A 23,714-nucleotide genomic window follows, 5' to 3' on the forward strand; every position below is an offset into this window, starting at 1 on the left:
CGTGGTCGCTCAGGTCAGCGGGTTCCGAGGAGGATGGACGGCGGCACCCGCGTCGCCACCGGCGGCAGCTTCGTGCCGTTCCCGGCGGCGTTCGCTTGGGTCGCCATCGCGCTCGCGTCCGCTACTCCCTTGGTCGCGGGCGGGGGGCCGGGGTTGGGTTCGAAGGGTTGGACGTCGCCGACGCAGACCTTGCCGGCGGGCGGCAGTGTCCCGGCGACGAGGTAGGCGTCGACCGCTTCCGTCACGCACTTGGAGGTGCCGTAGGCGGTGTGGCCCCAGCTGTTGCTGGACAGCAGGCGGCTGTTGGGCAGGAGCTTGCTGGAGGAGACCGCCTCGTTGTAGTTCGTGGCCGGGTCGTAGTAGTTCCCCACGAACAGGACCGGAACGCTCGTCCGGCGGTTGAAGGGGCCGGTGTAGGCGTCCTCGTCGCGGACCGTCCAGGCGTCACCGGCGCACTGGACGCTCGTCCATCCCCACGCGCGCCCGAAGTAGGGTGCGCGCTTGTCGGCGGCCGCCGTCAGCGCGGGCCAGCTTCCCGCCTTCTTCGGGTGCAGGCCGTCGGTGCAGATGACACTGCTCTGCGCATCTTGCTCGTTGTTGTACGGAAAGTCCTTAGCCAGGACCTTCGCCGCGGCTTCCTTCTGCCGCTTGACCTCGGTGCGGCGCTCGGCGATGCGGGCGGCGAGGGCCTTGCGCGCCGCGGCCGCCTGCGCCGCCGTCGACTTGGGCGAGGTCGCCTTCCAGAGGGTGGAGGCGATCCCGTCGACGATCGCGAAGCCGTCGGGGTAGTACAGCGCGCCGAGCACACCGCCGATGAAGTCGGCGTAGGTGACCTTCTCGCCCTCGACGTCGGCGGGCTTGGCCTTCAGCCGCTTGGCGAGGACGTCGAAGTTCTTGACGGGATCTCCGTATCCCGCGAACTCGCACTTCGGCTTGCCCGCCTTGGCGCAGCGCGCGAGGATCTCCCGCAGCGCCTTGGAGGCCCCGTCGGCGGACCGCATCCGGTCGTCCAGGATCTGGCTCGCGGTCTTTCGGGTGCCGGCCCAGGAGACGGGGTCGATGACACCGTCCGCGGCCACGGCGCGCAGCCGGTCGGGGAACATGTTCGCGTAGTACTGGCCGAGCGCGGTCCCGTAACTGAAGCCGACGTAGGTCAGTTTCTTGTCGCCGACCGCGCGGCGCAGGACGTCCATGTCACGCGCCGCCTCGGCGGTGGACATCGCGCCCGCCAGCTTCTTACCGCTCGTCGAGCAGCCCTTACCGAGGGCCTTGGCCGACTTGATGTAGGCGGCCTCCTGCTTGGAGCCGACCGGGAAGGCCACGTTCATTCCCGCCATCGCGAGAGTCTGGTCCTTCGTCGACTTGAAGCACTTCACATTGGCGCTGAACCCGATGCCGCGAGGGTCGAAGCCGACGACGTCGAAGCGGTCGAGGACGTCCGGGCCGAAGATCTCGCGTGCCTGGTAGGCCAGCGCCGTGCCCTGGCCGCCGGGCCCGCCCGGGTTGACGAACAGGCTCCCGATCCGCTGCTTGGCCTTCCGCGCCTTCACCCGGAGAACGGCGACCTCGGTCGTCGGGCCCTTCGGGTCGTCGTAGTCCAAGGGCAGCCGTACGGTCGCGCATTCGGCGTAGTCATAGCACTTGTACCAGCCGAGCTTCGGGACGGGCACCCGGTCGACCCGGTTCTTCTCGACCGCGCTCGTCGTGTCGCCGGTCCGGACGCCGGCGCCGCCCGGATCGGCCAGGGCGGCGCCGGCGAACGCGGGCACGAGCAGCGCACCGGCCACGCCGGCCGCGAGCATCCTGTGTCTGAGGGGCATGTGGTTCCCTTCGGGGGATCGATGCCTATCCCGCGCGAGGCGCGGATCGGTGCACCGATTCTCATGCGCACCACCCCGTCCCGTGATCCACCGTCTGGTCCCACATTCATCTCAGGAGATCATTCGGAAGGTGGATTGACGCGCCCACGGTCGGCACGACAAACGATGGCGATACAATGGCGCCCGCCTCGTCCCTTTCGGCATGCCCGGCCGCGGTCACCGCCCGCATTCCCGTCGTTGCCATTTGCGCAACGGAACTGTCATCGTCGAGGTGGCAGGCGCTGAACTCGAACCCGATGACGAGACCGCCCCGCCGTTGCTTCGCTTGAGATATTTCGCCTGGTCGAAGCCGGTTCCGCGCGTTCGGGACGGCGAACGCCGGGCGGGCCCCGTCGCGGCCCGCCCGGCGTCATGGTCGCTCAGTTCACCGCGTCCCGAGGAGGATGGAGGGCGGTACGCGCGTCGCCACCGGCGGGAGCTTGGTGCCATTCCCGGTGGCGTTGGCTTGGTTCGCCATCGCGCTCGCGTCCGCAGGTCCCTTGGTCGTGGGAGCCGGTCTGGGGTGCGGCTCGAAGGGCTGGGTGTCGCCGACGCAGACCTTGCCGGCGGGCGGCAGTGTCCCGGCGACGAGGTAGGCGTCGACCGCTTCCGTCACGCACTTGGAGGTGCCGTAGGCGGTGTGGCCCCAGCTGTTGCTGGACAGCAGGCGGCTGTTGGGCAGCAGTTTGCTGGAGGAGACCGCCTCGTTGTAGTTGGTGGCCGGGTCGTAGTAGTTCCCCACGAACAGGACGGGAGCGCTGGTCCGGCGGTTGAAGGGGCCGGTGTAGGCGTCCTCGTCGCGGACCGTCCAGGCGTCACCGGCGCACTGGACGCTCGTCCATCCCCACGCGCGCCCGAAGTAGGGTGCGCGCTTGTCGGCGGCCGCCGTCGCCGCAGGCCAGCTTCCCGCCTTCTTCGGGTGCAGGCCGTCGGTGCAGGTGACACCGCTGAACGCGTCTAGGCCGTTGTCGTAGGGGAAGTCGTAGGCCAGGACTTTCTCCGCGGCTTCCTTCTGCCGCTTGACCTCGGCCCGCCGCTCGGCGATGCGGGTGGCGAGGGCCCGGCGTGCAGCGCCCGCCTGCGCCGCCGTCGACGTGGGTGAGGTCTCCCTCCAGAGTTCGGAGGAGAACTCGTCGATGAACGTGTAGCCGCCCGGGGCGTACAGCCAGGTCTGCACGGCGCTGATGAAGTCGGAGTAGAAGACCCTCGCGCCTTCGGCGCCGGCGGGCTTGGCCTTCAGTCGCTTGGCGAGGACGTCGAAGTTCTTGACGGGGTCTCCGTATCCCGCGAACTCGCATTTCGGCTTGCCCGCCTTGGCGCACCGGACGAGGAGTTCGTGCAGCGCCTTGGCCGTGCCGTCGGCGGTCCGCAGCCGATCGTCGAGAATCCGCCCCGCGGTCGCGGGAGTGCCGGTCCAGGAGACGGGGTTGACGACGCCGTCCGCGGCCACGGCGCGCAGCCGGTCGGGGAACATGTTCGCGTAGTACTGGCCGAGCACCGTGCCATAGCTGAAGCCGAGATAGGTCAGTTTCTTGTCGCCGACCGCGCGGCGCAGGACGTCCATGTCGCGCGCCGCCTCGGCGGTGGACATCGCGCCCGCCAGCGTCTTCCCGCTCGTCGAGCAGCCCTTACCGAGCGCCCTCGACGACGCGATGAAAGCCGACTCCTGCTTCCCGCCGACCGGGAACGCCACGCCACTTCCCTGCAGCGCGAGTGTCTGGTCCCTCGTGGACTTGAAGCACTTCACATTGACGCTGAACCCGATGCCGCGCGGGTCGAAGCCGATGACGTCGAAGCGGTCGAGGACGTCAGGGCTGAGGAAGGAGGGCGCCTGGTAGGCCATCGCGGTCCCCTGGCCGCCGGGCCCGCCGGGATTGACGAACAGGCTCCCGATGCGCTGCTCGGCCTTCCGCGCCTTCATCCTCAGAACGGCGACCTCGGTCGTCGGGCCCTTCGGGTCGTCGTAGTCCAGGGGCAGCCGGACGGTCGCGCATTCGGCCCTGTCGTAGCACTCGTACCAGTGGAGCTTCGGTGCCGGCACGCGGTCGACCCGGTTCTTCTCCGCCGCGCTCGTCGTGTCGCCGGCCCGGACGCCGGCGCCGCCCGGATCGGCCAGGGCGGCGCCGGCGAACGCGGGCACGAGCAGCGCACCGGCCACGCCGGCCGCGAGCATGCTGTATCTGAGGGGCATGGGTTTCCTTTGGGGGGATCGATGCCTTTCCCGCGCGAGGCGCGGATCGGTGCGCCGATTCTCGTGCGCCCCGGGCCGCACCGTGATCGACTTACCGGCCACACATCCGCCTCAGAGATCATTCTGGAGGCTGATTGACGGTCGCTCCGGTGAGTGACGAACCCGCGAACCGGGTGGCCGTTGACCGATCCGGCTCATTGGCGGCCGCTCTCTTCTCGCGGCCTGGCGCCGACGTTCGTCCCGCCTTAGCCTGGTGCGCCGGTGTCCAACGGGGGTGACGGGCGATGGGCGAGTGGCGGATCGAGGGATTCCGCGAAGTCCGCGAACTCGGCTCGGGTGCCCAGGGACGGGTCGTCCTGGCGCGCCGTGAGAAGACCGGTACCCCGGTGGCGATCAAGTATCTGCTCGATCGCGCGGAGGACGAGAAGACGCGCCTGCGTGATGAGGCGGTGATGCTGGGCCGTGTCGATGCCCCGCACGTGGCCCGGCTCTACAGTTTCGTGGAGAGCGAGCACGGCGTGGCGATCGTGATGGAGGCGGTCGACGGCGTCTCGCTGAAGCGCATTCTGGCCGAACACGGCGTGCTCGCACCCGAGGCAGCTCTCATTGTTCTCAAGGGCTCGCTGCTCGGGCTGGCCGCCGCGCACGGCGCCGGTGTCATCCACCGTGACTACAAACCCGCGAACATCGTCGTCCAGGCGGACGGGCTCAGTAAACTCATCGACTTCGGAGTGGCGACTCCGGTGGGGCGGCGGTCCCGCTCCGGCACACCCTTTTACATGGCGCCCGAGCAATGGCGCGGAGAACCGGCGACCCCCGCCACCGATGTGTACGCCGCCACCTGCGTGTTCTTCGAGTGCGTCACCGGCCGCCGCCCTTTCGGGGAGACCGCCGCGCCGGCGCTCATGGCACAGCACCTCACCGCTCCCATTCCGCTCAAGGACGTGCCCGAGGCACTGCACCCTCTCCTCGTACGAGGAATGGCCAAAAGCGCCGGCCACCGTCCGCCGAGCGCCCAGGACCTGGTGACCGAGCTGGAAAGCATCGCGGCGGCGGCTTACGGCACGGACTGGGAGCAACGCGGCGTCCGCGCGCTGGCGGGCGCGGCCGTCGCACTCGCGGCGCTCTTCCCGCTGGTCGCCGCCGGGATCTCCGGAACGACCGCGATCGGTGTGACGAGCGTCCTGGGGACCAAGCTCACCGCGGCCGCCGTGGGCGCCGCCGTGGCCGTCACCGTGGGCGGCGCCTACGTCGCCGCCGGCCGGGACAAGGCGCCCGAGCGCACCGCCGCATCGGTGACGCTCAGGGTCGCCTCCCTGACCCAGAGGACCCGCGTGACGGAGGCGACCGCCCAGTACGTCATCGTGGACGGTATCCGCGACCCCGCCGTCGCAGCCGAGATCAACACTGTTCTCAAGGGCACCGCCGACGGTCTGGTCCGCCGATGGGCGGACGAGCGCTCGAAGTTCGGCCTGCTCCGCGACGAGACACCGTGGCGGGCGAGCGCGACCGTGACCTTCGGCGCACGGGGCCCCAGGCTCCTGTCCGTCTATGACACGCTGGGCAGCCCGCAGACGACCAGCGGCTACATCAGCGGCCTGACCGTCTCGGTGGACCTGGCCGACGGCCGGCGCCTCGGTCCCCGGGACCTGTTGTCGTCCTCCGCGTTCACCGCGGCCGGGCTCCGCCGTCTCGCCCGGGAGATCACGCGAGGCGACCCCGACGGGCGGATCCCCGACGGCTCCATCTGCTACAACGGCCCGCCCCTCGCGGCCACGGACCTGACCCGCGGATGGCTCGGGCTGCTGCCGACCGCCCAGGGAATGACGTTCATCCTCACCGAGGCTCTCGAAATGGGCTGCGTCGGAGCCGACCGGGGGAAGGAGTACAAGGTGCCCTACTCGCGTCTACGGCCGTTCGTGCGACCGGAAATCATCGAACGCGCCACGGCCACCCGCCCTTGACGCCGGAACGCGGCCACCCGCCGAGACGGTGCCCGCCGGTTCCGCCAGACCGGGGCGGAGCCGCGGACACCGCGGCTCCGCCCCGGTCTGAAGGCCGAACACGTCGACGGACCGGTGACCTTTTCCCCGGTCAGCGCTGGATGGCGGCGAGGACGTCGTTGGCGATGGCCTCGTCGATCCTGCCGTCGGGCGCGCCACCGACGCCGATGCCCGCGACGGGGAAGCCCTTGTAGAAGACGGGGACGCCGCCGGGCAGCACGAGCGTGCCCGGGATCTGCTTGATCGTTTCGTTTCCGGCCAGGGCGCTGGTGGGCTGGCCGAATGCCACGGCGGTGTAGGCCTTGCGCCTGGCGGACTCGAAGGTCTGCGGGCCCGACTTGCGGAGGCGGACCACGAGCCGGATGGTGCCGGCACGTTCCATGATGACCAGCGTGACGCGCTGGTTCCCGTGCCGCCGCGCCGAGCGCACGAACGCCTTGGTCGCCCGGACGAGCGCGCTGTTGGTCAGGACCCGTTCCGGTGCCGTGGCCTTGCCGTGCCCCTTGCCGTGCCCACCGTCCCCGCCGCGGACGGTGATGACGGCGGACGGCGCCGCGGCGGACGCCGTCCCCGCGACCCCGCAGGTGCCGGCCGCGACGGCGCCCACCACGAGGGCGCCGCCGATGACATGCCTGATCGACATGGTTCTCCCCGAATCTCCGACATGCGATTACATAGAGTAATCGTTCAGATATGCACGGTAATGGAATCGGGATCTGGGGACAACCTGCCGGGCGCAGCGCGCCGAGCAACTCTCGGAAAACGAATCACCATGGGTTCCACAAGGCGGCGTGGCCCCGGCTAGTACCGTCCCAGGCCGAGGGCGGTGCCGTCTCCGTTGGTGACGACGGAGACGTGCGCGGTGCCGTCCGAAGCGAGCGCGGCCTGGCCGTGGCCGACGGCGAGGCCGTACTCGATCGCCGTGGCGAACGCGAGGAGGGCGGGAAACAGTGCGCCCACTGCCAGCACCCGCACCCTGCGCTGCCTGGGGCCGCGTTCAGATCGGCGATCGCCGGTCAGCGTGCTCGCCGTGGTCGTCACGGGAAAGCGCATCTTCATCGGGACTCTCCTCTTTCCGACGTGAGAACCGTCCACAACTAGATAGGCGCGGGGGTTACACCCCACGTCCACAGGGAGCGCTGAACGCGCGTCGGCCCCAGCGTCTGCTGGGGCCGAGCGGGGACGGTCGGGGCCGAGATCAGGCGGTTCCCGCCGCGGCGGCGCCGCCCCGGTGGGTGAGCTTGGGCAGAACCTCGGCGGCGGGGGCGGTGCGGCGCAGGTGCCGCAGGCCCAGGGCCGACAGGATGAGCATGATGGCGGCGCCGGCGAAGGCGGTGTAGGCGGCGATGAGGGCGATGCGGCCCATCTCCCAGAAGGCGTAGGCGTTCAGGAGCATGCCGCGCAGCGTGGTGCCCTTGAAGACGGTGTTGACCTGCGCGGCCAGCGCCGCGTTGTTCGGCTCGGCCATGGCCTTGGCCGACAGTTGCGAGTAGGTCTGGCCGCCGCTCATCTCCTTGAGGTGGACGGCGATGTAGTGGTCGGCGTACGCCTTGGCCTGCGGGCCGGTGGTGAGCTGCTGCCCCGCGTACTGGTCGAGGTGGGGGCCGACCTCCTTGGAGGCCAGCTCGGGGCTGCCCTTGGCCGGGAAGTAGATCTTCTGTGCGGCCAGCTGGTCGCGGACGCTGTCGGTGGCGAACTGGTGTCCCCACATCGCCAGCGCGCCGGCCACGATCAGGACCACGGCGACGACGAGTCCGGCGCCGGCCAACAGGGCATCGAAAGTACGGCGGTTCACAGGGTGCCTCCCCAGGCGAGGAACCGGCCCTGGGGCCGGCGGTGATCTCCGGTGGCTGTCGCTCATTACTCTCGCCCGTGGGGGACGCCCGGGCGAAGGGACGATCGGCCTCCCCGAAGTCCCTTCCCGGCGGGACCTTCGGCCCACGAGTCCGTCACGCGAAGCGCCGGCGCCTTCTCCGCCGTCACGCGGTCATGGTGTTCGCGCCCTGCGGCCTTCCAGCGCCAAGAAGCCCGCGAGGACCACGACGGCGGCGGATTCGAGGCCGAGTGCGAGCCAGACGGTGGCCCGGTAGCCGTACTCGTGGAAGCCGAACAGCGTCGCCTGCTCGCTGATGATCAGGCCGATGATCGTGCCGAGCAGGAACCCGATCCCGCCGAGCGCGACGAAGGCGTGCGGCGCCCGGCCTACGAGCGGCAGCGACCGGACGAGCCGCAGCGACCCGAGCGGCGCGGCCAGGGCGAGCCCCAGCGCGACCGAACCGGCGAAGTTGGCCAGGAAGAGATTTCCGATGACCGGGATGACGCGGTAGTGGTCGGCGAAGTACTCGTACAGGTGGACGGCGCCGACGCCGAACAACAGCAGCGCGGCCAGGTAGCGCAGAAGGGCCGCCGGAAGCGGCGCCGAAACGCTCGCGGTGAGGTCGGGGCTAGAAGCCGCCATGTGCGCTCCCGGTGGCCTGGATCTGTCCCTGAGTGGTGATGGCGAACCACGGCGCGCCGAACTGGGTGATGCCCTGGCCCTTGGCGTCGCCGGGGCCGGTGTCGCCCTGGTAGTAGTACAGCGGGTGCCCGGCGTAGACGATCTGGGGAGGCCCGTCCGAGCGGCCGATCGTGATCATCATGCCCGGCCGGGCTCCGCCGGCCGCCGTCGGCCGTCCCTGCGTGGTGACCGGGGGCCAGAGGCTCGCGCACGCGCCGAAGCAGGTGGAGAGGTTCGGTGGGTCGGCGGCGAACAGGTACAGCGTGCGCCCGTGGTCGTCGACCAGGACGCGGCCGAGTCCCGCCGGAGCGGCCGAGGTGATCTGCTGGCGACCGGGGCTCTGCGAGTTCGTCGCGAGCGCGCAGCCGGAGGCCAGCAGAACCGCCGCCGCGACCGCGCACCACCGCCGCGGGGACGGGACGATCCGCGCGATGTCAGGAGCCACTCTTTTCGACCTTCTTACCGGCCGGGGACACCACGTACCACTCGGCGCCGAACTGGTTGAGCGCTTGGCCCTTGGCACTGCCCTTGACGTTGCCGTCGGGCGCGTAGTTGTAGAGCGGGTGCCCGCCGTAGGTGACCTGGGTGGTTCCGTCGTTCCTCTTGGTGGTGCCGAGCATCGACGCCTTCGCGCCGGTGCCCGCCTGCGGTTTGCCCGAGGAGATGACCGGTGGCCACACGCCCGCGCAGGCTCCGAAGCACGAGGACGTGCCGCCCGTGTCCTTCTCGAACAGGTAGACCGTGCGGCCCTGAGCGTCCACCAGCACCTGGCCCAGGTTCCCGACCGTCGCCGTGGCGATCGTCGAGCCCGCGCCGGCAGGGGCACTGGGGCTGGGACTGGGGCTGGGACTGGACGTGCCGTACCCGCCGCCGCCGGTGTTGGCCGCGCTGGTGGGCGCGCTGGTAGGCGTGCTGGTAGGCCCGCTGGACCCGTTGTCGGACCCGCCGCACGAGGCGGCCGCCATCGCCAGCGCCGCCAAGGGGACCGCCACCCGCAGCCGACGGGTCCGCCTCGGCGGGGACGCCGGGGCATGCGCGTCCATCATGTTCTCCAGGTTCGTCCGCGTCATCGTGGAAAGCCCTCCCCACGGAGAGATCGGTACGGCTTGCCCTAGCCCGTCCTCGCTGGGCGGCCCGTACCCGGGGAATCGGCGGACGAACGGACTTGCCAGGACGCTGACCGGGACTTTCTCAGACCTTGCTCACAACTCGAAGACGGATGACCAACCCGGCCGCGACGGGCCGCACCGGCGAGAACCCTGTCCGGTCGGGGTCGGTCAGCCGTCGCGGGACAGGACGGCGCGGGCGACGGCGTCGCGTTCGGCCGCCTCGTGTTCGGCGGCCTCCTGCTCCGCGGCGGCGCGGCGGTCGTAGGCGGCGCGGGCCGCGGCGATGGAGTTCTGGTGTTCCTCGGTCCAGACGACCAGGGCGCGGATCGTGCTGTGCAGGGTCGAGCCCATCGGCGTCAGCGCGTAGTCCACGCGCGGTGGGACGGTCGGGTGCACCGTCCGGCTCACCAGCCCGTCGCGCTCCAGATGCCGCAGGGTGCGGGTCAGCATGCGCTGGCTGACCCCGTCGATCGCGCGGCGCAGTTCGGTGAAGCGCAGGCTGTGCCTGTCCAGCAGCGCGATCACCAGCAGCGACCACTTGTCGGCGATGCGGTCGAGGATCTGCCGTACCTCGCAGTCGGCGCGCTGGTCCCACTGGACAACGTCGTCGTCGACGCCGGTATCACAGCAGTAACCGAGGGACTCGAAAGTGCCGTCTTCCATGGTCACCGATAGTGCCCGACGATGCTGTCGGTTACAAGAGGGAACCGGCGGGCCTACGGGGAACCGCCCCGGGCGACCGGTTCCCGCGACGAGAGGGAGCCGGGTACCGATGTCCAATTCCGTCACTGGAGCCGCCGACGGGGCGGCCCGCCCGGGGCGTGCCTGGGGTGTGCTGCTGGTGCTGTGCGGCGCGATCTTCCTGGAGGGGATCGACGTGGCGATGGTGAACGTGGCGCTGCCGTCGATCCGCGCCGATCTGGGCCTGTCCACCGGGATGCTCAGCGGGGTCGTCAGCGCCTACGTGCTGGGCTACGGCGGGTTCATGCTGCTGGGCGGACGCGCCGGCGATCTGCTGGGCCACCGCCGGATGTTCGTGCTGTGGCTGGCGGTCTTCCTGGTCTTCTCCGGGCTCGGCGGGTTCGCCACCGAGGGCTGGGTGCTGCTGCTCGCCCGGTTCGCCACGGGGGCCGCGGCCGCGTTCATGGCCCCCGCCGGGCTGGCGCTGGTCACCTCCGGCTTTCCGGAGGGGCCCGCGCGCACCAAGGCGCTCGGCGTGTACGCCGGGACGGCGGCGGGCGGGTTCTCCCTCGGCGTGGTCGCGGGCGGCGTGCTCGTCTCGTTCGGCTGGCGATGGGTGTTCTTCGCACCGGTGATCCTGTCGGCGCTGATCCTGGTGACGGCCCTGGCCCTCGTCCGCGACGCTCCCCGCGAGCGCCTCTCGGGCGGCTTCGACCTGGCCGGGGCGTTCACCGGGACCGGCGCGATGCTGCTGCTGGTGTACGGGGTGGTCCGGCTGGAGCACGCCGGAGACCGTCCCGGCCTGACCGCCGGGGTGTTCGCCGCGGGCCTGGCGCTGCTGGGACTGTTCACCGCCGTCGAGCGGCGGTCGTCGTCCCCGCTGCTGCGGCTGGGCATCCTGCGGACGGCGCCGCTGGTGCGCGTGAACGTGGCCGCGCTGCTCTTCCTGGCCGCTTTCGCGGGCTTCCAGTTCCTGGCCACTCTGTACCTCCAGGAGCTGCGCGGCTGGAGCACGATGCAGACCGGCCTGGCCATGGTGGTCCTCGGCATCGACACCGTCCTGGCGCCCGTCCTGACACCTCGCCTGGTGGAGCGTTTCGGTAACACTCGCGTGCTGTTCGGCGGCATCTTGCTCGCCGTGGTCGCGTACGCGCTGTTCCTCCCCGTCGGCCTGGACTGGACCTACGTCACCATGCTCCCGACGCTGCTCCTGCTCGGGCTGGCCTTCTCCCTGGCGTACGGGCCGCTGACCATGGCCGCCACCGAAGGCGTCGCCGATGACGAGCACGGCCTGGCGGGCGGCCTGCTCTACACGTCCATCCAGTTCGGCACGGCGCTCGGGCTGTCGGCCGTCACCGCCGTCAGCGTCGCCTCCGGGTCGGGCCTGGACGCCCTGCGCACCGCGCTGATCGTCCCCGTCGCGGCGGCGGCGCTCGCCGCGATCGTCGTCGCGTTCGGTCTCCGCTCCCGCGCCGAACCGGCCGACACGCCACCGAACGGGACCAAGCCGGCCGAGCCCAGCACGATCGTGGCCTGAGAAGGGAAGGGCACGACCAGTGGCCCATGAACGATGACGCCCCCGGCGCACCGGCCGGGGGCGTCGTGCCTCTGGGGGAGCGGTCACATGGGCAGGTCGTCCGCGGGTGCGGCGCGTCCGGCGGCATCGGCTACGGCCGGGGCGAGGAGTTCAACGTCGCGAGGATGCGCGTGAGGGCAGCCAGGTCGTCGGTGCCGAGGGCGGTGAGCGCCGGGGGCGGGTCGGTGAGGATCCGCCGGGCCGTATCGGCCACCCGCAGTCCGGCTTCGGTGAGATGGACGAGCTTGCGGCGGTTGTCATCGGGGTGCGGATCCCGCCGGACGAGGCCGCGTCGCTGGAACTGGTTCACGGCGATGGTGGCGGCCGAGGGATCGACGTCGGCGGTCTCCGCGATCTCGCGCAGTGTCATCGGGCCGTGGGTGAGCCGGATCAGGACCCCCGCCCTTTTCGGGCCGAGGTCCAGTTCGGCCCGCAGGGAACGATGGCGTTCCTCGCTGGTGACGAAGGTCTGCATTTCCGCCCAGGCCCGTGTCGCCAGCGCCGGGGCCCCGTCGTCGGCGGTGGTCCTGCCGTGGCCCGCTGGATCGGGGTTCATCGGGTCGCCTCCATGGTGTGCGTGTTCTGCCGCCGGCCGCCGCGTCCTGCCTGTGCTCGGGCCCAGCGCCCGGTCGAGATCAGGCCGATCAGCACGGTCGCGATGCCGCAACCGGTCAGAACGACCCAGGCGATACGGCTTGAGGCGATGAACCCGGCCGAGCCGCCCGCGACGATCGAACCGCACACCGCCACGCCGATCGCGGCTCCGGTCTGACGGCATGTCGAGGCGACCGCTCCGGCGACCCCGGCCTGGTCGCGTGGCAATCCTGCCAGCGCGGTGGTGGTCATCGGGGTGCCGACCAGCCCGAAACCGGCACCGAACAGCAGATAGGCGAGCACGAGGTACCAGGCCCCGGTCTCGCGCCCGGTCCCGGCGAGCAGGCCGGTTCCCGCCGTCAGCAGCAGCCCGGCCAGGACGAGCGCGGGCCTGGGGCCCCGGGCTGCCACGACGCGTCCCGAGATCATCGCGCACGCCGCCGTCGCGGCGGCCATCGGGAGGGTGAGCAGCCCCGCGTGCAGCGCGCTGTAGCCTCGGACGTCCTGTAGGTAGAGGGTGTTGAGGAACAGGAACCCGCCCAGCGTCATCAAGGCGGCCAGCGCGATGATCGCCGCCCCCGCGAACGCCGGGCTACGGAAGAGCCGGACGTCCACCAGCGGCTCGGCGCGCCGGGACTCGGTCACGACCAGCCCGGACACCGAGACGGCGGCCACGGCGAACAGCGTGATGACGAACGGTGAGCTCCAGCCGTGCCGGGGCCCTTCGATGACGGCGGCGGTGAGCGGGCCGAGGAAGGTGACGACGAGCAGCTGGCCGAGGGGATCGAACCGCCTGCCGCGCGCCGCCTTGGACTCGGGGACGAACCTTCGGGTCAGGTAGACGGCCAGGACGCCGAGCGGCACGTTGACCCAGAAGATCGACCGCCACCCCAGGCCGCTGACCAGCAGGCCGCCGAGCACCGGGCCGCCGGCCCCGCTCAGGCCCGCCACCGCTCCCCACGCGCCCACCGCGCGAGCGCGCTCCCCGGGGCTGGCGAAGGTGGTGGCGATGATCGACATCGCGACGGGGTTCAGCATCGCGCCGCCTACCGCCTGGAGCGCGCGGGAGGCGACGAGGGCCTCCAGGGAGGGCGCGAGGCCGCACAGTAGTGAACCGAGCGAGAACAACCCCAGCCCGACCTGGAACATCCGGCGCCGGCCGAACCGGTCGGCCACCGAACCCGCGAACAGCAGCAGGCACGCGATGACCAGCGTGTAGGCGTCGACCACCCATTGCAGGCCGCTGACCGGCGCGTGCAGTGCCCGCTGGATCGAGGGCAGCGCCACATTGGCGATCGTCGTGTCCAGCCCCGCCACGACCACGCTCAGGCAGCAGGTCACCAGCACGACGGTCCGCCCGCGCGGCGACAACGAGTGCGGCGACGGCGTGTGCGGAGACTCGGCGGAAGGACTCATGACCATGGTTATGCCACAATTGTTGTGCCACAACAATCTTTTTGGGAGGTCCCGCCGCCCGCTCCGCGCACGAACGTGATCGCGCTGATGGGCGCCACCCTTCTCGCCTGGCCGGATCTGCCGCGCGCTCGTATCGCACCGGCCGATGCAAACGGGTGACGTGATGCTCGACCGCGACACCGAGCGGCGGGCCGCGGACCTGAGCGCTCGTCATCGAGAGAGGGCAGCGCGACGGCGACATCGGTTCCGGCCGCGATGCCGCCGAGCTCGCCAGGTTCGTCAACGCCGTGATCGCCGGGACCCGGGTGGCCGCCCAGGGCGGCGACGCTGATCGGCGGGCAGCTCGGCTGGCGCGCCGCCTTCTGGGCCGTCGGCGTCCTGACCGTCATCGCCTCCTTCATCACCCTCGGGGTGATCATCGGTTCCTCGGTCGGCGGGCTGGTCATCGACGGCTTCGGACCGCGGGCTCCGCTCTGGCCGGGCGTCGGCCTGGCCGCACTCGGGGTGGTGACCGTCCTGCCACCACGCGCGAACCCCGTGCGCGGGCCCGACCGCGCACCGGACGGTTCACTCGTCCCGGAGGACTTCCTCCGAGAGCCGCTTCAAGCGCTCCAGCTGGTCCCAGTGGTGGGCGATGCGCTCCCCGCCGAGCGCCGTCAGGGCGACGTTCGTGTTCGGCTTCTTGCGGATGAACCTCTTCTCGATCTCCACCAGCCCGGCCTCCTCCAGCTTGGCGAGATGACTGGACAGGTTCCCCTTGGTCAGACCCGTCGCCCGCTGCAGGAAGACGAAGTCGGCGGAGGCCACCGAGGACAGCACCGTCAGGATCGCCAGCCGTCCCGGCTCGTGGATCAGCCGGTCGAGGAACGGCGCGGACTCAGCCATCGCACAGGTCCGCCTCGTCCATGCCGGCGGCCGGCCCGAACCGGCGCCTCAGGGCGAGGTGGTCGAAGACCCCGGTCACCATCGTCGCCACCCCCATGGTCACGATACCCGCGTTGATCTTCACGTCGGGGTCCACGCCGCCCCAGAGCGGCAGGAGGGCGGCGGTCAGGACGAAGCCCCAGATGACCAGCTGGTGCGTCCTGAACTCACGGCCCACGGCGTAGTTCCCCAGGACGAGCAGCGCGAACGCGGCCGCGGTGCCGTCGATCGGAAGATCGAGCGACCAGTCGCCCTGCACGCCCGCGACCACGAGAACGCTGCTGACCACGGCGGTGATGGAAAGCCTCACCTGCGTCCGCCGGGACGGGCTCACCCGCCCGTAGTGCTCGTTGTAGTAGCGGGCGAGGCGCAGGTAGACCAGCGCGGCCACCAGGACGACCCCGACGAACACCCAGCCGTGAGCCGACGTCACCCAGTCCATGTTCGTCAGCCCCGAGGCGACGAACACGGCCCCCGCCGGGATCAGGAGCAGCCCTCGCAAGGAGAGGTAGCTCATCCCCGCCGACTTCAGGCTCCCACGCTTCATAGCGGCCCCCCTAACTAGTCTGTGCCGCAAACCTAACCCACTATCGGCAGGTTGCCAACTGGTCTGTGCCACAAACCACGAGCCGAGCCCGCCGGTCGTCGCGTCGGGCGACATCGAGGACGCCGCAGGTCACCTGCCCCTCATGCGCACGGGCTCCACCAGGCCACGTCGCGGTACCGGTGGGCGTCGTCGTGCCAGCCGAGGCGAGCGCCGTCGCAGGTAGAAGGCGCCATTCTTGGCGGCCGCGACCGCGGCGTAGTTCCCGCCGGGAACGGAGACGACTGGACGGCCGCTCGACGCGTCCTGAACCTCTGCGGCGCCGTCATCCCGCACGGTCACCAGGTACCGGGGAGCATCCCCCACCGACAGGGCGTGATGCGGGCCCGAACCGTTCATGATTCCTCCCAGGGCGGCGCCGGTCACGACTACCAGCACGACGATGGACGCGGCGAGAGGCACCGCCCAGCGCGGCCTCCGCCCGCGGGCGGGCAGGACGAGGGGTGCCAGCGAGTCGGGGTCGACGGTGCGGACGCGGGCGTCAAAGGCCGCACGCAGCCGGTCGTCGCTGGTCACGAACCATCCGCCATCTGAGCCGGCGGCGTCGCAGGACCGTCCGGCACCGGTTGACCACGGCGGCCCGGATGTAGGGGAGGGGCCGGGCGTGGTCGATGATCGCGTCCGCTTTCCGGTACACGTCGGCGAGGGCGTCCTGCACCACGTCCTCGGCCGTGGCCTGGTCGTTCAGTATCAGCAGCGCGAGGTGCACCAGCCCGGCGTGGTGCCGGCGGAACAGCTCCGCCAATGCGGCGGCCTCCTTACACGATCGACGGGGCGCCGTGTTGCTCGAACGCGGTTCCCGGACCCTCAGCACACGACCCGGCGCCCCGGCGGCGCGGACGCGACGAACGCGTCAGCGCCCGCGCCGCGGTGTCTGGCGAGTGGAATCGCTATTCCCAGCGAACGGCGACGCCCGGACCGGACGCGGTGGACGCTTCACCGACCACCTCGCCGCCATTATTGATCGCCGTCGCCTCGCTGTAGTCGCGACCCGGAAGCCGCGGCAGGGAGACGATGCGCCAACCGTTCTTCCCTCGTCTCCACAGGACGGCGTCGCGGTTGCCGGGATCCTTCGTCGCCGAGGCGCCGACGACGACACCCGCGGCATTGACACCGTTCGCGAAGCTGTCGTCGCCACCGCCGGGGAGCGTACCGAGGTCGGTGGGCGCGGAGGCGCCGGGGCCCCACAGAACCGCGTGGACGGGATAGTTGGTGGGAGCGCCGGGGCCGGACTGCGAATAGCCGACGATCACTCCCTTGTCGTTGATGCTCTGGGCGCTGCTGCGCGGGCCACCGCCGGGCAGCGGCGGAAGCACCGTGGGCTTGTCGCCTGCCGCGCTCCAGGTGACGGCCTCGTGGTAATGCCCCGGCGACACCTCGTAGGTGATGCCGACCGCGACACCATGGTTGTTGATCGCGGCGGCGGAGGTCGATCCCAGTGGGGATTCCGCCCCGATGTCGGAAACGGTGCCGTCCGGCTGCCATTTCGCCGCATGGTAAGTCTTGGACTGGATCGGTATGTAGCCGACCACGGCCCCCACGTCGTTGATTCCGTAGGCGTAGCCACTGGTGCGGCCGGGAAGGCTACCGAGATCGGTAATGGTTCCATTCGGAGCCCAGCGGACGGCCCGCTCATTACCGCCGGAATTATTCGCGTAGCCGACGATGTCGCCACGGTTGTTGATTCCGTAGGCATAGCTGTAGGTACCGCCGGGAAGGGTACCGAGGTCAGTGATATGCCCGTCGGGGTTCCAGCGGATGGCGTGGTTTCCGCCGCCGGCCGTGTCGCCGTATCCAACGATGACCCCTTGATCGTTGACGGCGGTGGCGCGGCTGGTCGTGCCCCCCGGCAGCAGGCCGAGGCTGACGATGACCCGCCCGGGTAAGACGACCGCGTTCGCGTTCGCCGGTGGTTCGATCGCCGTCAACGTGACCGCGGCGAGTCCGGCCAGGAACGCACTTTTCGATCTTGAAAGACCTCTCATGCGGTCATTACACCCCTGACCGAACCACTTCACAACCAGCCGATCTCCGCCAGATTCGGCCTCGATTAAGGCCGTTGTCAGGAACCCGATTTTGGGGCTTTCCACGACCATCCGTCGCGCTCGCCGGGGCCGCGGACAGCGAGGTCCCGGCTCGGGCAGGTGAGCGGCGGCCGATCAGGCGAGGACCGACGCGACGAAGGTGTCCAGATTCGCCCTTATGCGCGCAACCTTCTCCTCAAGGGGGACGCCGTCGTTGTGGGCGTCGCCCAGAAGGGTCTGCTTCTTACCCCGTACGTAGAGGGAGCAGGCCAGGTCGGCGCACAGGTATTGTCCGACGCTGTCGCCCCGCTTGCCTGCATCGCCGCTGCGCCTCGCGCTCATCAACGCGACGCCGCCGCCGGTGTGCACGGTCTGGCAGAACGAGCACAGGCTGGTCGAGTTGAACCCGCGCGCCTTGCCGGGCGCGGACGCGAACCGCAGGGCGATCCCGGTGAGCCGGTCGCCCGTCTCAGCGACCAGGAAGGCACGGTCGGGGGCCTTGTGGTCCCGCCAGCCGAGGAAGTCAAGGTCGTCCCAGGGCGCCTGTGTGAAGTCCTTGGGAAGGTTGAGGCGTTTTGCGTCGCCCTTGGAGCAGTTGACGAAGCAGGACCGCAGGTCACGTTCGGTAATCGCTCTCATGAAGTGCGAGCCTAGGTACGCCTTTGCGGCACGGGCAAAGGGTTATCCCAGGCAGGGACTCATCGGAGCCCAAGGACCCGCCGCCGCGTTCATGGAGAACATCGAGCGGCATCTCGACGGCACGCACATCGCCTGGATCGGCGGGAGCGGCGACGATGACGCCTTCTACTACCGCGTCCACAGCCCCGTCGTCCTGATCGAATACGACTGCCACCGAGGCGTCTTCCTCGACAACGACGAGCCCGAACCGTTCCACGTCCACACCCTCGTGCGGACCCCAACGGGGGCGACTACGGACGCGACCTGCTGCGCCGCCACCTCGCCCGCCACCATCGACGGCAACGCGCCGGACGCTGACCGAGGAGCGCCCGGCGCATTCCGGCCGAAGTCCGGCGACCCACGGTCGCCGGACCTGGCGCGATCACGTGCCTCACGGTCCCGATCTCGACTCGCCGGCATCCCGGTGGAGGATAACTCCAGGTCGTCATGGAAGCGTGCGGCCGCATAGCCCGCCGAGTCCGCGCGCACCGCCACACCCGCAGCGCGCCCCGGCCAGGCTTGTATGTCCATCACGCGAACGGCCGCACGTCAACGGCGTGCCGTGGCGGTGGCGCCGCCGCGTGTCAGATGGTGCCGTACGTCAGTGCTTTTGTGCCTTTTCGCGAGCCTTGCACGTCGCCACCGAGACGCATCCGGTCCGCTTCGCGGGCAGTTGCGGACGCTCGCTGGTCCATCCCATCGACTCGTAGGCCGTGTAGGTGACGAGTTGCCGGCTCCCGCCGATCGTGGAGTACGTCCTGGCCAGCAGCCGTCCGGACGCCGTGTCGATGATCAGGCGCTGCTCGATCCGGCTCGTCTCGCTGTCCTCGCCGCTGCTCCCGGTGACCGCGAGGCCCCCACGCAGGGCGACGGCCACGCCGACGCGACCCAGCGGATCGCGAACCCGGCCCTGGACCTGAAGCTCGGGCGTGGAGGCGAGCAGCCGGTATGCCGCGGCGCGCACCCGCGGCGGCACGGGGAGCGTGGTCATGGAATCGACGGTCATGTAGATGGTCTCCACCTCGCTGAAGCCGTTCTTGGGTGCGAGACCACGGCCGATGTCCCGGGTTCGCTGCTCCAGGATGAGCGCCTTGAGCGCCCCAGGGTCGGTGGGCAACTGCTTCAACTCGTTCAGGCTCAGCGTCCTGCTCCCGAGACTGAGCCCGCTGCCGCTGCCCGGGGGCTGGAAGTTCGCGGCTCGCTCTCCGGCGGACGCCTTGACCCGCATCCCGTTGCCGATCGGCCAGTCGGCCGGAGAGCCGGCGCGACGCCACGCCTCCCGGTCGGCGGGCGTCGCCGGGCTGGTGCCGAGGCCCTGCGAGATGGAGACCGGATTACCGGTGTTCGCCGCGGGCTGCCACATGTCGTTCGTGGCGCGCTGGTCGATGACGTACTTCTCCTTCCCCTTTCCATGGGCCCAGTACTGCTGGCTTTCCTTGGAGCGCACGCGCCAATACGTTCCTGACCCGGCCGGCTCCCGTTCGAGCTTCTCCGCCGCGGCGATCAGGCTGATTCGCGGTGATGACTGCCCCGCGGCCGTGTGCTGTGGTCCCGGCGTCCCGCCGCCGACGGCCGACAGGATGACGGCGACCGCCGTTCCGGTGGCCGCCAAGGCGCCGAGGCCCAACGAGAGCCGCAGGGGCGTCAGCCTGAACCGGCCCCGCAGGGCCGGGCGCGCGGGCGTCGCCGCACGCCCGGACCCCAGCTCGGCCATGACCCGCATCGTCTGCTCCGCCGCGACCGGCTCGGCGGGGACGGCGGACCGGAACTGCCGCAGTTCGGTGATCTCATTCATGTTCGGCCTCCTCGTCAATGCCGGTCACTCCGGCGTCCCTCAGTTCCTGGCGCAGCTTCTTGCGGGCCCGGTTCATCCGCGACCGGACCGTCCCGATCGGCACGTCCAGAGCCGTCGCGACCTCCTCGTAGGCGAGGTCGGCCCAGGCGATCAGCAGCAGCACGTCACGCTGGCCCGCCGGGAGCCGCATCAGCGCCGCGCCGAGCCGCGCCTGGGCGGACTGGGCGCTCACCCGGGCGTCCACGCGGTCGGTGAACGGCTGCATGACCGGGTCGACGCCCGTGCGGAGCAACCGCTGGTAGAGACGTTTCTCGGCGCGCTTGTGCATGCCGACCAGGTTCGTCGCGATGCCGTACAGCCAGGGCCGGGCGTTCGCACGCCCGGTGTCGTACCGCTCGCGCTGCCGGAACGCGGCCAGGAACGTCTCGGCGGCGATGTCGTCGGCGACGTCGGGGCCGAGACGGCGGGCGACATATCGCTTGATCTCCGACGAGTACCGATGGAACAGCGTCCCGAAACGTTCGGGTTCATCCAGGGATCGCCGGATGATCCCGGCGTCGTCCTCCTCGACGTCGCCGGGCGGCGACAGCATCTGGGGCAAAGCGGCGTGGGCCTGCTCGGTCACCGTGTTCCTCTCTGAGTGCCGGTAGGGAATCCACACCTTGTTTGCCGAGCCCGGTCCCCGAGTTCCCCTCGTCCGCGCATTCTGCGTCATGAAGGTGGACGCGGAGACTTCGGCAACGACCTGCGACACTGGCACTACTGATGGCGACGATCGCCCACCCCGGATCACGACGCGGCTCGCCTTGCGAAGCAAGAGCGCGACCGGATCCTGACCATCGACCCGGCGGTGACCTGGTGGGACGACTCGGGCGACCACGACAGGAGTCCGCCGCGACCCTCGTCCGGCACATGGACGGCAGTACTCCCCGAGGAAGCCCGCCGACACGAACGTCCGCCCCTACTGGCACATCAACCACCGACGAACCTCGCACCCGGTGGAGTGCTCTGGGCTCAGATGGCGGACAGAGCGACGCTGGTACGCGCCCAAATCATGCAGTCATGCCCGCCCGCCCACCCCATCCAGGCCACGACAAACTAAGAGCGTGTCTCATGTGGACTGTTTGGCGAGCTTCTTGTAGCAGGTGATGGTGGCGGCGAGGACGAGGAAGGCGTTGAACAAGTGGCCGTGGCGTTCGTAGCGGATGGTCAGGCGCCGGTAGCCGAATAGCCAGGCCAGCGTCCGTCCGATCACCCAGCGGTGGCGGCCCAGGCGTTCACCGGACTCGATGCCGGGCCGGGCGATACGCGGCACGATTCCACGTCGCCGCAGCCAGGCCCGGTGCTCGGCGGAGCGGTACGCCTTGTCGGCGCGCAACTTCACCGGACGCCGCCGACGCCGCCCACGACGTGATCGGATCGCCGGCAATGCCATTCAGCAGCGGCTTGAGCGCCTGGCCGTCGTGGACGTTGGCCGCCGACACCGCGACCACCAGCGGCAGCCCGGCGGCATCGGACAGTACGTGGATTTTGCTGCCCTTCTTGCCCCGATCGACCGGATTGGGGCCGGTCAGCGCGCCCCCCTTTTCGCGCGGACGGCCGCGGCGTCCACGATCGCCGACGCCCAGTCCACCTGCCCGCGCGCACCCAGCTCATCCAGCACCGCGCGGTGCAGCCACGGCCACAGACCCGCCCTTGTCCAGGCGGTGAACCGGCGATGCGCGGTCGGCACACTGACGCCGAACTCCGCGGGCAGATGCCGCCACGCACATCCGCTGGTCAGCACGTACACGATCGCGGTGAACACCGCCCGATCGCTCACCGCCGCCGTCCCGCCACCTTGGCGACGCGGTTTGAACGCCGGGATCAGCGGCCCGGCAAGCTCCCACAACTCATCCGGCACCAAACGCAACGCAAGATCCGACGACACGATCCCGCATTATCCCGCAGAAGACCCACAACCCACGCGAGACACGCTCTAAGTCCGGAAGACAAGTTGCGCATTAAGAAATGCCTGAAATCAAATAATGTCATCTTGCGCAATTTCATGGCCCTCAAGGGGGCCAAGCCTGAGTGGTTTTCGGAGATGGTGTCGTATCTTGTTAATTGATTCCGCGTGTCGTTGAAGGTGAAAATAGGGTCGCGAACCCTCGTAGGGCATCGACGCGTTGTTGGCCCAGTGCAGATCGTCCAGGATCAACCCGCGCGGGTCGGCCAGCTCCTCCAGCGCGTGCCGGACGGTCCGGTGCGACCGGTAGCGGGCACTCGGGAGTCGAACGACGCGACGGGCGGGTCTTTTGGCTTGTCGCTGGGTGTCTGGTTGGGCTTGGAGGGGCTGATCGGTGGTGGGGGGAGGTGAGCGGTTTCTGGTCTGTTTTAGCGGGGTGGGGCTGTGAGTAGGGCGGCGGCTTCGTCCCAGCGGGTTGTGGTGCCGGATGGGGTGAAGTGGCGTAGTGGTTGCGTTGCGGCTATCAGTGCTCGTGATTCCGCGAGGCCGCCCGCCGTGCCGTGCGCGCGGGCCTGGGCCAGGACGTTGCCGAGGGCGGTCGCCTCGACCGGGCCGGCCACGACGGGGAGGCCGCTCGCGTCGGCGGTGAGCCGGCAGAGCAGGTCGTTGCGGCTGCCGCCGCCCACCAGGTGGACGACCTCGATGTCCCGTCCGGACAGTGCCGCGGCCTGCCGGATGGCGGCGCGGTGAGCGAGGGCGAGGCTGTCCAGGACGCATCGGACGGTCGCGGCGCGGCTCTCCGGGGCGGGGAGGCCGCGGCGGCGGCAGTGCGCGGCGATGCGGGCGGGCATGCCGCCCGGCGGCAGGAACTCGGGGTCGCCCGCGTCGATCAGCGAGCGCAGGCCGGGGACGTGCGCGGCCTCGGCGAGCAGCGCGGGGAGGTCGGGGTCGCCCCACCCGCGCAGGCATTCCTGGAGGAGCCACAGGCCCATGACGTTGCGCAGGTAGCGGACCGTCCCGTCGACGCCGCCCTCGTTGGTGAAGTTGGCCTTGCGGCTCGCCTCGGTGAGGACGGGCGCGTCCAGCTCGACGCCGACCAGGGACCACGTGCCGCAGGAGATGTAGGCGAACCGGTCGGTCGTGGCGGGGACGGCGGCGACCGCGGACGCCGTGTCGTGCGACCCGACGGCGACGACCGGCAGGCCGGGGCGGCCGGTCTCGGCGGCGACGTCCGGGCGGAGGACGCCGATCGGTGAGCCCGGGTCGCGCAGCGGCGGCAGGATCCCGGCGGGGAGGCCGAGGCGGGAGAGCAGGTCGTCCGACCAGGCGCCGGTGCGGACGTCGAGGAGCCCCGTCGTGGACGCGTTCGTCCGCTCGGCGCCGGTCTCCCCGGTGAGCCAGTACGCGAGCAGGTCGGGGATGAGGAGAAGGGTGCGCGCCCGCGACAGGTCGTCCGCGGCGAGCTGGTAGATCGTGTTGAACGGGAGGAACTGGAGGCCCGACGCCTGGTAGAGGAGGTCGTCGCCCACCTCGGCGCGGATCCGTTCCATCACGCCGTCGGTGCGCGGGTCGCGGTAGTGGACGGGGTTGCCGAGCAGCGTGCCGTTCTCGTCCAGCAGCCCGTAGTCGACGGCCCAGGAGTCGACGCCGACCGAGGCGAGGCCGGACGGGGCGGAGCGCAGGCCGTCCAGGACGTTCCCGTACAGGCCGAGGACGTCCCAGTGCAGGGTGCCGTTCACCCGCACCGGACGGTTGGGGAAGCGGCGGACCTCGTCCAGTTCCAGGGTGGCGGGCCCGACGCGCGCCGCCATCACC

General features: G+C 70.5%; 23 protein-coding genes and 1 pseudogene. 3 read left to right on the forward strand and 21 right to left on the reverse strand.

Annotation, left to right across the window (positions count from 1 at the left end):
* Positions 1-14: 14 nt before the first annotated feature.
* Both E1291_RS05705 and E1291_RS05710 read right to left on the reverse strand, forming a co-directional pair.
* Entirely contained in the window at positions 15-1,820 is a 1,806-nt protein-coding gene (locus tag E1291_RS05705) for an alpha/beta hydrolase (protein ID WP_131736610.1), read from the reverse strand.
* A 424-nt stretch (positions 1,821-2,244) separates the two neighbouring features.
* Positions 2,245-4,050, reverse strand: coding sequence for an alpha/beta hydrolase (locus tag E1291_RS05710; RefSeq protein ID WP_131736612.1), 1,806 nt, complete (start codon positions 4,048-4,050; stop codon positions 2,245-2,247).
* A 284-nt stretch (positions 4,051-4,334) separates the two neighbouring features.
* Between E1291_RS05710 and E1291_RS05715 the strand changes: the two genes are divergently transcribed.
* Positions 4,335-6,014, forward strand: coding sequence for a serine/threonine-protein kinase (locus tag E1291_RS05715; protein WP_131736614.1), 1,680 nt, complete (start codon positions 4,335-4,337; stop codon positions 6,012-6,014).
* A 130-nt stretch (positions 6,015-6,144) separates the two neighbouring features.
* On the opposite strand, the gene E1291_RS05720 is transcribed toward E1291_RS05715, so the two are convergent.
* The 7 genes from E1291_RS05720 to E1291_RS05750 form a co-directional block, all read right to left on the reverse strand.
* Entirely contained in the window at positions 6,145-6,696 is a 552-nt protein-coding gene (locus tag E1291_RS05720) for a GlcG/HbpS family heme-binding protein (RefSeq protein ID WP_131736616.1), read from the reverse strand.
* A 158-nt stretch (positions 6,697-6,854) separates the two neighbouring features.
* Positions 6,855-7,112, reverse strand: a complete 258-nt coding sequence (locus E1291_RS05725) for a hypothetical protein (protein ID WP_131736617.1) — start codon at positions 7,110-7,112, stop codon at positions 6,855-6,857.
* Positions 7,113-7,251: 139 nt separating this feature from the next.
* Positions 7,252-7,848: a hypothetical protein gene (locus E1291_RS05730; protein ID WP_131736619.1), complete on the reverse strand. Its 597-nt coding sequence runs from the start codon at positions 7,846-7,848 to the stop codon at positions 7,252-7,254.
* Positions 7,849-8,040: 192 nt separating this feature from the next.
* On the reverse strand, positions 8,041-8,511 hold the full coding sequence (locus tag E1291_RS05735; protein WP_131736621.1) for a hypothetical protein: 471 nt from the start codon (positions 8,509-8,511) through the stop codon (positions 8,041-8,043).
* Positions 8,498-8,995 (reverse strand): COG4315 family predicted lipoprotein, encoded by a 498-nt coding sequence (locus E1291_RS05740; protein ID WP_165494975.1) that lies wholly within the window; start codon positions 8,993-8,995, stop codon positions 8,498-8,500. Before E1291_RS05740 ends, E1291_RS05735 begins: the two co-directional genes overlap by 14 nt.
* Complete coding sequence (locus E1291_RS05745; protein WP_242613965.1) at positions 8,985-9,620, reverse strand: COG4315 family predicted lipoprotein; 636 nt, start codon at positions 9,618-9,620, stop codon at positions 8,985-8,987. Before E1291_RS05745 ends, E1291_RS05740 begins: the two co-directional genes overlap by 11 nt.
* A gap of 207 nt (positions 9,621-9,827) precedes the next feature.
* Positions 9,828-10,322 (reverse strand): winged helix-turn-helix transcriptional regulator, encoded by a 495-nt coding sequence (locus E1291_RS05750; RefSeq protein WP_131736625.1) that lies wholly within the window; start codon positions 10,320-10,322, stop codon positions 9,828-9,830.
* Positions 10,323-10,431: 109 nt separating this feature from the next.
* Between E1291_RS05750 and E1291_RS05755 the strand changes: the two genes are divergently transcribed.
* Positions 10,432-11,877, forward strand: coding sequence for an MFS transporter (locus tag E1291_RS05755; RefSeq protein WP_131736627.1), 1,446 nt, complete (start codon positions 10,432-10,434; stop codon positions 11,875-11,877).
* A 130-nt stretch (positions 11,878-12,007) separates the two neighbouring features.
* On the opposite strand, the gene E1291_RS05760 is transcribed toward E1291_RS05755, so the two are convergent.
* From E1291_RS05760 to E1291_RS05805, 8 genes are all read right to left on the reverse strand, one after another.
* Complete coding sequence (locus E1291_RS05760) at positions 12,008-12,472, reverse strand: MarR family winged helix-turn-helix transcriptional regulator (protein ID WP_131736629.1); 465 nt, start codon at positions 12,470-12,472, stop codon at positions 12,008-12,010.
* Positions 12,469-13,926, reverse strand: a complete 1,458-nt coding sequence (locus E1291_RS05765; RefSeq protein ID WP_131736631.1) for an MFS transporter — start codon at positions 13,924-13,926, stop codon at positions 12,469-12,471. Before E1291_RS05765 ends, E1291_RS05760 begins: the two co-directional genes overlap by 4 nt.
* Positions 13,927-14,493: 567 nt before the next feature.
* Positions 14,494-14,811, reverse strand: a complete 318-nt coding sequence (locus tag E1291_RS05780; protein ID WP_131736633.1) for a transcriptional regulator — start codon at positions 14,809-14,811, stop codon at positions 14,494-14,496.
* The gene (locus tag E1291_RS05785) at positions 14,804-15,397 is read right to left on the reverse strand and encodes a hypothetical protein (protein ID WP_131736635.1); all 594 of its coding nucleotides are present in this window, start codon (positions 15,395-15,397) and stop codon (positions 14,804-14,806) included. Before E1291_RS05785 ends, E1291_RS05780 begins: the two co-directional genes overlap by 8 nt.
* Before the next feature lie 129 nt (positions 15,398-15,526).
* Complete coding sequence (locus E1291_RS05790; protein WP_131736637.1) at positions 15,527-15,970, reverse strand: hypothetical protein; 444 nt, start codon at positions 15,968-15,970, stop codon at positions 15,527-15,529.
* On the reverse strand, positions 15,936-16,199 hold the full coding sequence (locus tag E1291_RS05795; protein WP_165494976.1) for a sigma factor: 264 nt from the start codon (positions 16,197-16,199) through the stop codon (positions 15,936-15,938). Before E1291_RS05795 ends, E1291_RS05790 begins: the two co-directional genes overlap by 35 nt.
* A gap of 145 nt (positions 16,200-16,344) precedes the next feature.
* Positions 16,345-17,550 (reverse strand): hypothetical protein, encoded by a 1,206-nt coding sequence (locus E1291_RS05800; RefSeq protein WP_131736641.1) that lies wholly within the window; start codon positions 17,548-17,550, stop codon positions 16,345-16,347.
* Positions 17,551-17,613: 63 nt separating this feature from the next.
* On the reverse strand, positions 17,614-18,117 hold the full coding sequence (locus E1291_RS05805) for an FBP domain-containing protein (RefSeq protein ID WP_131736643.1): 504 nt from the start codon (positions 18,115-18,117) through the stop codon (positions 17,614-17,616).
* On the opposite strand from E1291_RS05805, the gene E1291_RS43120 reads away from it, so the two are divergent.
* A complete protein-coding gene (locus E1291_RS43120; RefSeq protein ID WP_370770952.1) occupies positions 18,116-18,625 on the forward strand; it encodes a DUF3500 domain-containing protein in 510 nt (169 codons plus the stop codon). The two genes, E1291_RS05805 and E1291_RS43120, sit on opposite strands and share 2 nt — an antisense overlap.
* Before the next feature lie 132 nt (positions 18,626-18,757).
* On the opposite strand, the gene E1291_RS05815 is transcribed toward E1291_RS43120, so the two are convergent.
* From E1291_RS05815 to E1291_RS05830, 4 genes and pseudogenes are all read right to left on the reverse strand, one after another.
* The gene (locus tag E1291_RS05815) at positions 18,758-19,951 is read right to left on the reverse strand and encodes a CU044_5270 family protein (RefSeq protein WP_131736645.1); all 1,194 of its coding nucleotides are present in this window, start codon (positions 19,949-19,951) and stop codon (positions 18,758-18,760) included.
* Positions 19,944-20,576, reverse strand: a complete 633-nt coding sequence (locus E1291_RS05820) for an RNA polymerase sigma factor (RefSeq protein WP_306434446.1) — start codon at positions 20,574-20,576, stop codon at positions 19,944-19,946. The genes E1291_RS05815 and E1291_RS05820 overlap by 8 nt, the downstream gene beginning before the upstream one ends.
* A gap of 486 nt (positions 20,577-21,062) precedes the next feature.
* A pseudogene (locus E1291_RS05825) lies at positions 21,063-21,881 on the reverse strand (IS5 family transposase).
* 446 nt (positions 21,882-22,327) lie between these two features.
* Positions 22,328-23,710: a rhamnulokinase gene (locus tag E1291_RS05830; RefSeq protein ID WP_131736677.1), complete on the reverse strand. Its 1,383-nt coding sequence runs from the start codon at positions 23,708-23,710 to the stop codon at positions 22,328-22,330.
* Positions 23,711-23,714 lie beyond the last annotated feature (4 nt).

This window comes from Actinomadura roseirufa (assembly GCF_900659635.1).
GTDB lineage: Bacteria > Actinomycetota > Actinomycetes > Streptosporangiales > Streptosporangiaceae > Spirillospora > Spirillospora roseirufa.